The sequence below is a fragment of the Bradyrhizobium sp. 31Argb genome, from assembly GCF_043638955.1.
Taxonomy (GTDB): domain Bacteria; phylum Pseudomonadota; class Alphaproteobacteria; order Rhizobiales; family Xanthobacteraceae; genus Bradyrhizobium.
Genome location: NZ_JBEGDB010000248.1, coordinates 1 through 12,121, shown reverse-complemented (window position 1 = coordinate 12,121; position 12,121 = coordinate 1). Strand labels below are relative to the sequence as shown.

Genomic DNA, 12,121 nt, shown 5'->3' with positions numbered 1-12,121 from the left:
CCTCAACGCCAAAGCACGCGAGGCGCGTGCCGCTTACGCCAATGCAACTTGACAATCCAGATAGTCGCTCATCCCGACCTTCTCCCCGCGAAGAGCGGGGAGAAGGGGAAGAAAGAGAGATCAATCCGGGCGGACCATCTCGAACATGGCCTCGGGCCGGATCTCGAAATAGTCGCCGCGGCGGCCGGCGCGGACGATGGGGCGGGCGGCGGCGGTCTGGTAGACGCCGTCCTTGATCATGGCCTTGTCGATATGGACGGCGACGACTTCCCCTAACGTGAGCCAAGCCTGCGCCTTCTCGCCATTGGCGTCCTGGAGCTGGACGATCTGGGTCAGCTTGCACTCGAAGGAGACCGGGCTCTCCGCCACCCGCGGCACGTTGACGATCTTGCTCGGCGCCGCGGTCAATCCCGCGATCGAGAACTCGCTGATATCGTGGGCGACGTGGGCGGCGGTTGCGTTCATCTGCTTCGCCAAATCCATGGTGGCGAGATTCCAGACGAACTCTCTGGTCTCCTGGATGTTGGCGACGCTGTCTTTCCAGGAGGTGGAGGAGAAGCCGATGATCGGCGGGACGTAGCAGAAGCCGTTGAAGAAGCTGTAGGGCGCGAGGTTGACGTGACCCTTGGCGTCGCGCGAGGAGATCCAGCCGATCGGGCGCGGGGCGATGATGGCGTTGAAGGGATCGTGCTTGAGGCCGTGGCCGTTCTTCGGCTCGTAATAATGCAGGTCTTTCGCGGTCACGCTGAATTCCTCGAGGATGCGCCGTCATTCCGGGATGGTCCGAAGGACCAGACCCGGAATCTCGAGATTCCGGGCTCGATGCTTCGCATCGCCCCGGAATGACCAGGATGATGTTAGTTCGTCAATTTACCACGCGGCGAGAGGCCCGCGATCACAAAATCGATCATCTCGTCGATGGTCGGGCCCGGCTTGGTGGCGCACTGGGCGATCATCTGCGGGTGGAAGAAGCGCATCATGGCGGTGGTGGCGCAGAGCGAGGCGAGGTGCACGTCCGGAACATCGAACTCGCCCGAGGCCGCCCCCTGCCCGATCACCTGGCCGATGGTGGAGGCGATCATCTCCATATGGGCGACGCAGACGTCCCAGTCCTCCTGCATCGCGATTTCGACCATCTCGTGCAGCTTGGAGTCGCCGACATAGCGCTCGGTGTTCATGCGGTTGACGGTCTTCATCAGATCGCGCAGGCGGGTAACCGCCGGGCCTTGTGCCCGCACGATCCGCAGCGCCTCGACCTCGACCTCGCCCATCAGCGTCCGCGCCACGCCTTCGTGGATCGCCTTCTTCGAATCGAAGAAGCGATACACGTTGGCGGGGCTCATCCGGAGCTCCTTGGCGATGTCGGCGACCGTGGTCTTCTGGTAGCCGATTTGGCGGAACAGCCGTTCGGCCACCACGAGAATCCGCTCCCGGGTGTCACTCTCGATATGTTCCGAAACCAGCGTCATTTGTCGGGACTCAGTTATGTGTTCACTGTTCAACTATTCAGCCGCTTCAGCAAGCGGAATTGCCGGGCGTGCATTGCCGTCATGCTGCGCCGCCGAAGCGGCTTTCTCGCCCGCGCCGCTCTCCTCCAGGCTCTTGCGGAACCACAGGGCATAAAGGCCCGGCAGGTATAACAGCGTCAGGAAGGTCGCGACGAACAGGCCGCCCATGATGGTGATTGCCATCGGGCCCCAGAACGCCGAGCGCGACAGCGGGATCATCGCCAGGATCGCGGCGAGCGCGGTCAACACCACCGGGCGGGCGCGGCGGACAGTGGCCTCCACGATCGCCTCCTTGCGGGTCAGGCCGTGGGCGACATCGGTCTCGATCTGGTCGACCAGGATCACGGTGTTGCGCATGATCATGCCCGCGAGCGCGATCAGGCCGAGCAGCGCCACGAAGCCGAACGGCTGGTTGGCGACGTTGAGCCCGAGGGACGCGCCGACGATGCCGAGCGGCGCCGTCAGGAAGACCAGGAGCAGGCGCGAGAAGCTCTGCAACTGGATCATCAACAGCGTCAGCATCACCAGCACCATCATCGGGAAGAGCACGAAGATCGACGCATTGCCCTTGGCCGATTCCTCGAACGCGCCGCCCGGCTCGATCCGGTAGGCCGGCTCGAGATGGTTCTGGATCTCCTTGAGCTTGGGCGAGATCTGGTTGGTCACATCAGGGGCCTGCACGCCGTCGACGACGTCGGAGCGCACGGTGATCGCCATGTCGCGGTTACGCCGCCACAGGATCGGCTCCTCATGCGCATACTCGATTTTTGCGATCTGCTGAAGCGGGACGGCGACACCGTTGCGTGAGGTGATCGTGAGATCGCCGACGCGTCCCAGATCGAGCCGCTCGGACGGCACGGCGCGGGCGACCACGCCGACCTTCTCGATGCCGTCGCGGATGGTCGTGACCGGCGCGCCCGAGATCAGCATCGACAGCGCCTGCGAGACCTCCTGCGGGGTCAGGCCGAGCGCGCGGGCGCGGTCCTGGTCGACGACGAGCTTCAGGTAGGGCGACTGCTCGTTCCAGTCGAGCTGCACGTCCTTGACGTTCGGGTTCTGCCGCATGACGTCGCGCACCTGGTAGGCGATATCGCGCACCTTCTGGGCGTCGGGGCCGATCACGCGGAACTGAACGGGGAAGCCGACCGGCGGGCCGAAATTGAAGCGGTCGACGCGCACGCGCGCCTCGTTCAACGCGCCGTTGGCGGCCGCATTCTCGATCTTGGCCTTGATGCGCTCACGCGCCTCGACGTCCTTCGACAGGATCACGATCTCGGCAAAGGCCTCGTTCGGAAGCTGCGGGTTGAGGCCGAGCCAGAAGCGCGGCGAGCCCTGGCCGACATAGGCGGTGTAGGTCGCAATATCCTTGTCGCCTTTCAAGAGGTCCTCGGCCTTCTTGACGGCCTTCTCGGTCACGTTGAAGGCGGTGCCTTCCGGCAGGCGAAGCTGCAGGAACAGCTCGGGGCGCTCAGAGAGCGGGAAGAACTGTTGCTGGACATGGCCGAAGGCAACGATCGAGGCGACGAACACGCCGACGGTCGACACCACCACCGTGACGCGGTGATTGACGCACCACTGCACCACCGCGCGCAAACCGCGGTAAAGCCGGGTCTCGTAGATCGCGTGCGGATCGTGGTTGTGGTGCACCTTGATGTTGGGCAGCAGCTTTACGCCGATATAGGGCGTGAAGATCACCGCGACGAACCAGGAGGCGACCAGCGCGATCGCGACGATCCAGAAAATGCCGCCGGCATATTCGCCGACCGCCGAATTGGCAAAGCCGATCGGCAGGAAGCCGGCCGCGGTGACCAGCGTGCCCGTCAGCATCGGAAACGCCGTGGATTCCCACGCGAACGATGCGGCGCGGAAGCGGTCCCAGCCCTGCTCCATCTTCACCACCATCATCTCGACCGCGATGATGGCGTCGTCGACGAGCAGGCCGAGCGCGATGATCAGCGCGCCCAAAGTGATGCGGTGCAGGTCGAGCGACATCGCGTTCATGACGATGAAGACGATCGCCAGCACGAGCGGCACCGACATCGCCACCACGATGCCGGTGCGCCAGCCGAGCGCGAGGAAGGAAACGAACAGCACGATCGCGAGCGCCTCGATGAAGGAATGCACGAACTCGCTGACGGCATGCTCGACCACCTTGGGCTGGTCGGCGATCTGCTCGACTTCGATGCCCTGCGGCACCGCCTTCATGAATTCGGCGGTCGCCTTCTCGACGTCCTTGCCGAGCTCGAGAATGTTGGCACCCTTGGCGGTCACGATGCCGATGCCGATCGCGGGCTTGCCTTCCTGGCGCACGGTGAAGCTCGGCGGATCGACGAAGCCGTGGGTGACGGTCGCGATGTCGCCCAGGCGGAAGACGCGGCCGTTGCTCTCGACCGGCGTCTCGGCCACCGCCTTCGCGCCGTCGAGCGCGCCGGTGACGCGCAGCGGCACGCGCTGCGAGGACGTCTCGACCGTGCCGGCCGGGGTCACATTGTTCTGCTTGGCGAGCGAGTCGAACAGCGCCTGCGGGGTGATGCCGAGCGTGGCGAGCTTGGCGTGGGAGAACTCGACATAGATGCGCTCGTCCTGGGTGCCGTAGAAGTCGACCTTGGTCACCCCCGGCACGCGCAGAAGCCGCTGGCGGAAGCCTTCGGCCGCCTTCTTCAACTGCGCGTAGTCGGCGCCGTCGCCGGTCATCATGTAGAGGATGGAATCGACGTCGGAGAACTCGTCATTGACGACCGGGCCGAGGATTCCTTGCGGCAACTGGCCCTGCACGTCGACCAGTTTCTTGCGCAGGAGATAGAAGAGATAAGGCACGTCCTTCGGCGGCGTCGAATCGCGGAACGTCACCTGCATCGCCACAAAGGCCGGCTTGGAATAGGTCTGCACCTTCTCGAAGTACGGCAGTTCCTGCAGCTTCTTCTCGATGGGGTCGGCGACCTGGGTCTGCATTTCGTTCGCGGTTGCACCGGGCCAGATCACGGAGACGTTGACCACCTTCACCGTGAAGAACGGATCCTCGGCGCGGCCGAGCTTCTGATAGGAGAAGAAGCCGGCGGCGCCGAGCGCGATCATCAGGAACAGGATCAGGGTCGGATGGCTCACCGCCCAGCCCGACAGGTTGAAGCGCTTCATGTCACCCTCCAATATCCAAAACCGCTTACGGCCGACGGATCAGAACGACAGCGACGCGACGACGCGGACCTTCTGGGCCGGGTCGAGCTTCTGCACCCCGAGCGCCACCACCTTCGCGCCCTCCTCGACGCCGCCGGCGATCACGACGCAATTGCTCTCATAGGCCTTCACCTTGACCGGCTTCAGCGAGATCTCGCCGGCATCGTTGACGACGTAGAGCGAGGGATCGCCGCCCTGGCTGTACAGCGCCGACAGCGGCAGCTTCGCCACGCGCTCAGTCTCGGCATCGGCGAGCGTCAGTGTCGCGGTCATGCCGAGCGAGACGTCGTCGCCGGCTTCCGGCAGCGAGAATTTTGCAAGATAGGTGCGGGTGGCGGGATCGGCCGAGGGCGCGACCTCGCGCAGCTTTGCGACGTACTTCTTGCCCGCTTCCGACCACAACGTCACGGAGGCGACGCCGGTCTTGGCGCGGCCGAGCAAGGTCTCGGGGATCGCGACCACCGCCTCCTTCTCGCCGAGCCGCGCCACGCGGATCGAGGTCTGGCCGGCGGCCACGACCTGGCCGGGCTCGATCAGGGTCGATGTGACGACACCGCGGGTATCGGCAACGAGCGTCGCATAAGAAAGAGAGTTCTTGGTCAGCTCGACCGAGCGTTCGGCGCGGTTGAGGCGGGCGCGGGCCTCGTCTGCGGCCGCATGCGCCTGGTCCATCTGAGCATCCGTGGTCCAGCCCTTGGCCCGCAAATCCTTGGCGCGCTGCTCGGCGGCCGCGGCCTGCGCCAGCACGCCGGTGGCGGCGCGCAGCTCAGCCTCGGCCTGCTCTGCTTGCAGTTTCAGGTCGACTTCATCGAGGGTGGCGAGCGGCTGGCCGATATCGACGGTCTGGCCGACCTCGACGAGGCGCTTTGCGACCTTGCCGGCGACCCGAAAGCCCATGTCGCTCTCGATCCGCGGCTTGATCGTACCGACGAAGCTGCGCTCGGGGGTTTCGGCCTCATAATGCGCCTTGGAGACCAGGACTGGACGCCCGGGATCGGCTTTCTCGGCGACCGTTTCGTCGCAGCCGGCCAGCGAAATCGCCGCCAGCGCCAGCAGCGCGCCAGCTAAAAGCTTGTAATAGTTTGCAAAAATCGAACGGGCGAACATCGGTCTCTCCATCGGGCTGATGTCTGATGAAGAGTATTGATTGATCACTGACGAATGTCAATAATCGTCAGTAAACACCAAATCGTGAAATGGGGCGTGATTGACGGCGGGCAAGGGGGCAATGGCGCGTAGCCCGGATGGAGCCCAGCGCAATCCGGGGTTCTGGCCGTATGGATAGACCGGCCCCGGATTACGCTTGCGCTTCATCCGGGCTACGCGATGGCGAGGAATCGTAAGGGTGGGCAAAGCGCAGCGTGCCCACCCTTCTTGCACCGCTCGTGGATGGTGGGCACGCTGCGCTTTGCCCATCCTACCAATGCTTTGTGCTACTTCGCGTTGGCGAACTCGGTCTTGGTCTCGTGGCCGCCGAGGAAGGTGAGGAGGCCGGCGGCGAGCGGCAGCAGCGACAGCACCAGCAGGCCGGTCGAGGTGTTGCCGGTGGCGTCCTTGACCCAGCCGATCAGATAGGGCCCGCCGAAGCCGGCGAGGTTGCCGATCGAGTTGATGAGCGCGATCGCGCCGGCTGCCGCGGTGCCGGAGAGCCAGGCGGTCGGCAAGGTCCAGAACACCGCGAAGGTGCAGAAGATGCCGATCGCCGCAACCGTCAGCACGACCATGGTGATGATGGGATCGGTGAGGTAGCTGGAGACGCCGAGCGCGAGCGCCGTGAGCAACAGCGGCCCGCCGACATGGGCTACGCGCTCGCGGGTGGCGTCGGAGTGCCGCGCCCACAGCACCATCGCGATGGTACCGAACAGATAGGGGATCGCAGTGACGAAGCCGGTCTGCGCGTTGGTGAGACCGAACGCTTTCACGATCTGCGGCAGCCAGAACTGCATGCCATAGAGCGCGCCAACGAAGCCGAAATAGATCAGGCTCAGCGTGATCACCTTGGGCGAGGACAGCGCCTCGCCGAGCGTGAAATGCCGCACCGCCTGTTTGGCCGCGGCCTCGGCGTCAAGCTTTGCCTTGAGCCACGCCTTCTGCTCCGCGGTCAGCCAGTTCGCCTTCTCCGGCTTATCGGTCAGATAGAACCAGGTGACGATGCCGAGCAGGACCGAGGGGATGCCCTCGATGATGAACAGCCACTGCCAGCCCCTCAGCCCCATCACGCCGTCAAGCCCAAGCAAAAGCCCGGAGATCGGCGCGCCGATCACGGTGGACACGGGAACGGCGACCGCAAACGCGGCCATGAAGCGGGCGCGGTATTCGGCCGGATACCAATAGGTCAGATAGAGGATGATGCCGGGGAAGAAGCCGGCTTCCGCCACGCCCAGCAGGAAGCGCAGCACAAGAAAACTCCGCTCGCCGCTGACGGTCGCCATCAGCGCCGAGATCACGCCCCAAGTCACCATGATGCGGGCGATCCAGCGGCTGGCGCCGAATCTCTCCAGCGCGAGGTTGCTCGGCACCTCGAAGATGAAATAGCCGATGAAGAAGATACCGGCGCCCCAGGCGAAGACCAGCGGCGAGAACTTCAGGTCCGCGTTCATGGTCAGCGCGGCGAAGCTGAGATTGACGCGGTCGAGATAGGAGAAGAAGTAGGCCAGCACCAGGAACGGGATCAGGCGCGCCGAGATGGCGCGGATGGTCGAGGTCTCGATCTCGCTCTTCGCACTCGCGGCGGCGGCAAGTGTGGTGGTCTGGCTCATGGGTGTCCCCCCGAGGGCTGTTATTGCTATTGCCTTGGGTTTTGAGCATCGGGCGCACGGTGTCAATCGGAATTGTGACAAGGGCTCGTCCGCGGGGCGCGTATGGAGCGTAGCGACCTCGGGTGCGAGCTTGCGCCCGGCGGGGGCCTAAGCTTTAGCTCCGTCTCCCACGAGGCTTTCCCGATCATGATTGTGCGCATCCTAATTTTGTCTTTCGATCATCATCGCCGGGCTGGCGCTGCGCCGGTTCGGCTTCGGCGTGGGGCTTCCGGCGTTCGTCGTGAAGTATGGCGGCTCGCTGTTGTGGGGGACGATGGTGTTCCTCCTGGTCGCGATTGCCGCAGCGGGATGGTCACGGCGGACGGTGGCCTTGATCGCGCTCGCGATCGCGGTGGGCGTAGAATTGTTTCGGCTGGTGCATACACCGTGGCTCGACGCGTTCAGGCTGACGACCGCCGGCGCACTGTTGCTCGGCCGCATCTTCTCGGCATGGAATATCGTCGCCTATGCCGCGGGCATTTTGCTGGGCGTGGCGCTGGATCGTTGTGCGGTGTTAGCTTTCGCCAAGAGCCAATAACTGCCGTCATCGTCCGCGAAGGCGGACGATCCAGTAAGCTGCGGCCGCTCAGCTCAATCACTGCTGCCGGTGATTACTGGATGCCTCGCCTGCGCGGGGCATGACGGCTACAGTGCATGACCGCTGCAGTTGAAGCCTACCGCCGTACTTTACGCGTCTTCTTCGCGGCCTTGGTCTTCTTCGCGGTCTTCTTGGCCGCCTTGGCCGAGCGCTTCTTGGCGGATTTCTTGCCGGCTTTGCTGGCCGACCTTTTCTTCACGGCCTTCTTTGCCGCGGCCGCCGTCCGTCTTGCGCTCGCTGCCGCCGGCTTCGGTGCGGCGCGCCGCTTGCGCGGCGGGGCCGTTGCCATCGGCGGCACCATCGGATCGGAGACGAGGCCGTCGGCGGCGAGCGGGACATAGGTCGCCGTGCGCTCGTCGGTTTTCATGTCCGTCTCGTCCGGCTTCAATGCCTCGCTGGCGGTGCTGGCGACGCCCTTCACCGTATCCGTGATCTTGTCGAGAATCGATTTATCCTTGCCCATAATGCCTCCCTGAAATTAGTCGCAACAAACTAACCGGCCGGGAGGCCGCGGGTTCCCGAGGCGAAACTCAGAGTCGTGGTGTAGTCCGCAGATCCGCCCCCTATCCACGCGTGCCCGTCATTGCGAGGCGCGCAGCGACGAAGCAATCCATGTCTCCGCAAGCGGTGAGATGGATTGCTTCGCGGAGCCTGTCATCGGGCGGCGCTCCGCGCCGACCCGGTGGCTCGCAATGACGGATGAACGTCACGGGCCGTTGGCGAGCTGGAAGCGCTCGAAGCGGTGCAGTTCTTCTTCGATGCGGGGCTTGAGCGCCTTGCGGGCGCCCCGCTTGGCGGCGCTACCGACCCAGCTCCATTTCTGCATCAGCAGCTTCTTGTTCGGCCGATCGGTCTTCAGGTCGATGGCGGCGACGATCTCATCGCCGACCAGGACGGGCAGCGCAAAATAGCCGAACAGGCGCTTGTCCTTCGGCACATAGGCCTCGAAGCGGTGGCCGTAACCGAAGAACAGTTCGGTGCGCTTGCGCTGGATGATGAGCGGATCGAACGGCGAGAGGATGTGGACCAGCCCGGGATCGCCCTCGCCCACCGGCTGCACGGCCTCCGGACGCGCCCAATGCTCCTGCTTGCCGGCGCCTTCGAGCGCGACCGGCACCAGCTCCCCTCGGCGAAGGCGGGTCTCGATCAGGCGCCGCACCGACTTCTTGCTGGGCGCATCGAGATGGCAGATCGAATCCAGGCTGACGACGCCCTGCGAACGCAGCGCGCGGTCGAGCAGATAGGCGGTGATCTCGCGCGCCGAGGCCGGCTTCGGCGGCTTGTCCCAGCCGAAATGCCGCGCCGTCAAATCGTAGGTCTTCAGCATGCCGTTGCGCTCGCTGATCGTGAGCACGCCGGTATAAAAGGCGAGCTGCAACGCACGCTTCGATGGCTTGCGGCTCTGCCAGAGATGCTCCTTTTCCACCAGCACGTCGTCGTCGATGTCGCGGATGGTGAGCGGTCCCTGGCGGATCAGGCGCATCACCTTGCGCATGTCGGCAGGCGTGACCGAATTGAACCATTTGTGGCCCTCCCGCCTGTGCTGCCGCATCGCCGGCAGGAAGAAGCTGATATCCCCGGCCGGCACATAAGAGAGAGCATGCGTCCAGTATTCGAACACGCTTTTGTCGACGCCCTGGGCGTGGCGCAGATCGGCGCGGCGGTAATCGGGAATGCGGCTGTAGAGGATGTGATGGTGGGCGCGCTCGATCACGTTGATGGTGTCGATCTGCACGTAGCCGAGATGTTCAACCGCGGCAGCCACCGCGGCCGGCCCATCGCCAAACGGCACCGGCGTGTCGAGCCTTTGGGCGCGCAGCCAGATGTGGCGGGCGTCCGTCCTGCTCAGGGGGTGGGATGGAATCGGGCGGGGCATCGCCCGCAATGTAGCGGGATTCTGCCGCAGGGCACAGAAAAGGCCGCGCCAGATGGCGCGGCCAAAGCCATAAACCGGTCTCGAGGATTACTTGCCCGCCTGGGCCTCCAGGTAGTGCTTGCAGGCGCCGCGCATGTTGCCCTTGCTCATCTCGCTATTGGCCTTGCTGATGCTCTTGGCCATCGCCATCTTGCCGGGCCCTTCCGGCATCGTGTTCATCGAGGCCGTCGACTTGGCCATGTTCTCCGTCGTGCAGGCCATCGGCTTGGCTGAAGCAGGCGCAAAGACAACAGCCGAAAACGCAGCAGCCAGGATCAATCGTTGCATCGGAAAAATCTCCCTTGGAATGAAACCGGCGTGACACCGGCCAACACAATGCGCGTTGGCTCGCGGCCGCGTTTCCAGCGAAAAGTTATTTTTCCTGTATTGCAGTGGGATGAAGCAGAAGCGAGCTGCGACCAGCGGTCGCGGCGGTCGGCCGATCTATTGTCCATGACGCAAAGGCGGCCTTCTCGGGCCGCCCTTTCTATTTCCGCACCTGCCAGCGCATGATCACCGCAGATGGCGTCGTCACGAGGCAGCGGCCGATTTGAAGATGATGCGTCCTGGCGCGCCGGACTTGCGGCTTGGTTTCATGGTGATTTCGACATCCTGCTCGAACACCGTCAGCATTTTCATGAGACGTCCCGCCGAGTAGTCCTCGAAATCGCCGCGCAGGAGGCGGGACAGATCCGGCTGATGGATACCGATGAGCTTGGCTGCTTTCACTTGAGTAAGCCCGCGATCTTTGATCAGCTGATGCAGTTCGTTCACGATATTGGCCTTTAGCAGCCGTTCTTCCGCGTTCGGCAAACCGAGGTCTGCGAACACGTTGCCGCTGCTCTGATAGGCTTCCAGCTTCCGCTTGCTCATCGTTCTTGCCCTTTGCCGAAATGCGTCCGGTAGTGCGATTCAGCATCACGCAAACGCGCTTTGATCAGCTCGATATCTCGCTGCGGCGTCGCGATCCCTTTTCTTGCCTTCTTCTGGAAGGCATAAGCACATAAACGGTATCCGCGAACCGGACCGTGTAAACGGTCCGATAGGTATCGGTGTCAAAATCGTCAATAAGCTCCAAAACGGTTCGGCCGCCGAAGCCCTTCAGCGCCTTTGCAGCCAACGGCTCATCTCCGTTCTGGACCTGATGTAGCGCATAGCCGACCCGGTTTTGCACCTATGCCGGAAATCGCTTCAGATCCTTCAGACTGGAACCGAGAAAGATGCAGGACTTTTGACTTGGCGTCTTGTTCACGACAACTGAATATAGGGGTATCCCTATAGATCGTCAAGGTGATCTGGGTCACATTCCGGGCTTTGAACCTGACCTATCGTCGGAGCATCAAAGCTTCAGGCGAGCCAATCCGGCCGGCGCATACTTAAAGAGGATTTAAGACGATGACCCGCTTTTATGGACTTTCCATCCTGACGATCGGCGCCGCGCTGTCGATGACGGCGGGCCTGGCGTTCGCCGGCGACGGCGTCGTCCGGGCCGACCAGATCCTGAATGCCCTCAAATCCAAGCCGCTGACCCGCGGCCTGTCGACCGGCCCAGAGCAGGTCGACACCACGGCGACCGCCAAGGAGACCAAGTTCGTCGACAGCCTGCGCAACCGTCCGACCCGCTCGCTCTCGCTCGGCGAGCGCCAGGAGATTGCCGAGCTCGCCGCGACCAAGCCGCAGATCAATCTCGAAATCCATTTCGACTTCAATTCGGCCGAGATCAGCAAGAGCTCGGCACAGGCCGTGCAGGAACTCGGCAAGGCGCTGTCGAATCCGAGCCTGAAGGGTTCGACCTTCGTGGTCGCCGGCCACACCGACGCAGTCGGCAGCGAAGCCTACAACCAGGAGCTCAGCGAGCGGCGGGCCGACACGATCAAGAAATACCTGGCCGAGCGCTACGGCATCAACGGCTCCAACCTGGTCACCGTCGGCTACGGCAAGAGCAAGCCGAAAGATCCGAACGCACCGCTCGATCCGACCAACCGCCGGGTTCAGGTCGTCAACATGGAAGCCAAGACGGCGTCGCAGTGATGTAGTCGCCGTAGCCCGGATGAAGCGCACAGGCTGGGCAAGAATTTCGCGGATTTCGGGAAGTTGAGGTACGATTCGCGGATGGTGAATCGTCTTT

The 12,121-nt window shown here is 63.5% G+C and carries 12 protein-coding genes; 2 read left to right on the top strand and 10 right to left on the bottom strand.

All coding sequences use genetic code 11. The features are described from left to right. Window positions 1–120: 120 nt before the first annotated feature. The 5 genes from AAFX91_RS32475 to AAFX91_RS32455 all read right to left on the bottom strand — a co-directional run bounded on the left by AAFX91_RS32475 (window position 121) and on the right by AAFX91_RS32455 (window position 7,441). On the bottom strand, window positions 121–744 hold the full coding sequence (locus AAFX91_RS32475; protein ID WP_394569302.1) for a flavin reductase family protein: 624 nt from the start codon (window positions 742–744) through the stop codon (window positions 121–123). Window positions 745–857: 113 nt separating this feature from the next. Next, entirely contained in the window at window positions 858–1,469 is a 612-nt protein-coding gene (locus tag AAFX91_RS32470; protein ID WP_394569301.1) for a TetR/AcrR family transcriptional regulator, read from the bottom strand. 33 nt (window positions 1,470–1,502) lie between these two features. Continuing rightward, window positions 1,503–4,643 carry an efflux RND transporter permease subunit gene (locus AAFX91_RS32465; RefSeq protein ID WP_394569300.1) on the bottom strand — a complete coding sequence of 1,047 codons (3,141 nt, stop codon included), beginning with the start codon at window positions 4,641–4,643 and terminating at the stop codon, window positions 1,503–1,505. A gap of 39 nt (window positions 4,644–4,682) precedes the next feature. Next, complete coding sequence (locus AAFX91_RS32460; RefSeq protein WP_394569299.1) at window positions 4,683–5,789, bottom strand: efflux RND transporter periplasmic adaptor subunit; 1,107 nt, start codon at window positions 5,787–5,789, stop codon at window positions 4,683–4,685. 326 nt (window positions 5,790–6,115) lie between these two features. Further along, entirely contained in the window at window positions 6,116–7,441 is a 1,326-nt protein-coding gene (locus AAFX91_RS32455; protein ID WP_394569298.1) for an MFS transporter, read from the bottom strand. 217 nt (window positions 7,442–7,658) lie between these two features. Here AAFX91_RS32455 and AAFX91_RS32450 point away from each other — a divergent pair, with 217 nt between their 5' ends. Then, a complete protein-coding gene (locus AAFX91_RS32450; RefSeq protein WP_394569303.1) occupies window positions 7,659–8,018 on the top strand; it encodes a DUF2809 domain-containing protein in 360 nt (119 codons plus the stop codon). 136 nt (window positions 8,019–8,154) lie between these two features. Here AAFX91_RS32450 and AAFX91_RS32445 read toward each other — a convergent pair whose 3' ends face one another. The 5 genes from AAFX91_RS32445 to AAFX91_RS32425 all read right to left on the bottom strand — a co-directional run bounded on the left by AAFX91_RS32445 (window position 8,155) and on the right by AAFX91_RS32425 (window position 11,113). After that, window positions 8,155–8,541, bottom strand: coding sequence for a hypothetical protein (locus tag AAFX91_RS32445; RefSeq protein ID WP_394569297.1), 387 nt, complete (start codon window positions 8,539–8,541; stop codon window positions 8,155–8,157). Window positions 8,542–8,784: 243 nt separating this feature from the next. Further along, window positions 8,785–9,954 carry a winged helix-turn-helix domain-containing protein gene (locus AAFX91_RS32440; RefSeq protein ID WP_394569296.1) on the bottom strand — a complete coding sequence of 390 codons (1,170 nt, stop codon included), beginning with the start codon at window positions 9,952–9,954 and terminating at the stop codon, window positions 8,785–8,787. Between the two features lie 87 nt (window positions 9,955–10,041). Then, window positions 10,042–10,281 (bottom strand): hypothetical protein, encoded by a 240-nt coding sequence (locus AAFX91_RS32435; protein ID WP_394569295.1) that lies wholly within the window; start codon window positions 10,279–10,281, stop codon window positions 10,042–10,044. Between the two features lie 243 nt (window positions 10,282–10,524). Then, a complete protein-coding gene (locus tag AAFX91_RS32430) occupies window positions 10,525–10,866 on the bottom strand; it encodes a helix-turn-helix domain-containing protein (protein ID WP_394569294.1) in 342 nt (113 codons plus the stop codon). Between the two features lie 64 nt (window positions 10,867–10,930). Then, the gene (locus tag AAFX91_RS32425; protein WP_394569293.1) at window positions 10,931–11,113 is read right to left on the bottom strand and encodes a type II toxin-antitoxin system RelE/ParE family toxin; all 183 of its coding nucleotides are present in this window, start codon (window positions 11,111–11,113) and stop codon (window positions 10,931–10,933) included. Between the two features lie 275 nt (window positions 11,114–11,388). Here AAFX91_RS32425 and AAFX91_RS32420 point away from each other — a divergent pair, with 275 nt between their 5' ends. Continuing rightward, complete coding sequence (locus AAFX91_RS32420; RefSeq protein WP_394569292.1) at window positions 11,389–12,024, top strand: OmpA family protein; 636 nt, start codon at window positions 11,389–11,391, stop codon at window positions 12,022–12,024. Window positions 12,025–12,121: the final 97 nt, after the last annotated feature.

What these genes read in the sequence shown, in the direction of transcription:
- AAFX91_RS32420 (WP_394569292.1), top strand. Translation starts at nt 11,389, where the DNA reads ATGACCCGCTTTTATGGACTTTCCATCCTGACGATCGGCGCCGCGCTG.
- AAFX91_RS32435 (WP_394569295.1), bottom strand. Translation starts at nt 10,281, where the DNA reads ATGCAACGATTGATCCTGGCTGCTGCGTTTTCGGCTGTTGTCTTTGCG.
- AAFX91_RS32455 (WP_394569298.1), bottom strand. Translation starts at nt 7,441, where the DNA reads ATGAGCCAGACCACCACACTTGCCGCCGCCGCGAGTGCGAAGAGCGAG.
- AAFX91_RS32460 (WP_394569299.1), bottom strand. Translation starts at nt 5,789, where the DNA reads ATGTTCGCCCGTTCGATTTTTGCAAACTATTACAAGCTTTTAGCTGGC.
- AAFX91_RS32470 (WP_394569301.1), bottom strand. Translation starts at nt 1,469, where the DNA reads ATGACGCTGGTTTCGGAACATATCGAGAGTGACACCCGGGAGCGGATT.
- AAFX91_RS32445 (WP_394569297.1), bottom strand. Translation starts at nt 8,541, where the DNA reads ATGGGCAAGGATAAATCGATTCTCGACAAGATCACGGATACGGTGAAG.
- AAFX91_RS32430 (WP_394569294.1), bottom strand. Translation starts at nt 10,866, where the DNA reads ATGAGCAAGCGGAAGCTGGAAGCCTATCAGAGCAGCGGCAACGTGTTC.
- AAFX91_RS32465 (WP_394569300.1), bottom strand. Translation starts at nt 4,643, where the DNA reads ATGAAGCGCTTCAACCTGTCGGGCTGGGCGGTGAGCCATCCGACCCTG.
- AAFX91_RS32440 (WP_394569296.1), bottom strand. Translation starts at nt 9,954, where the DNA reads ATGCCCCGCCCGATTCCATCCCACCCCCTGAGCAGGACGGACGCCCGC.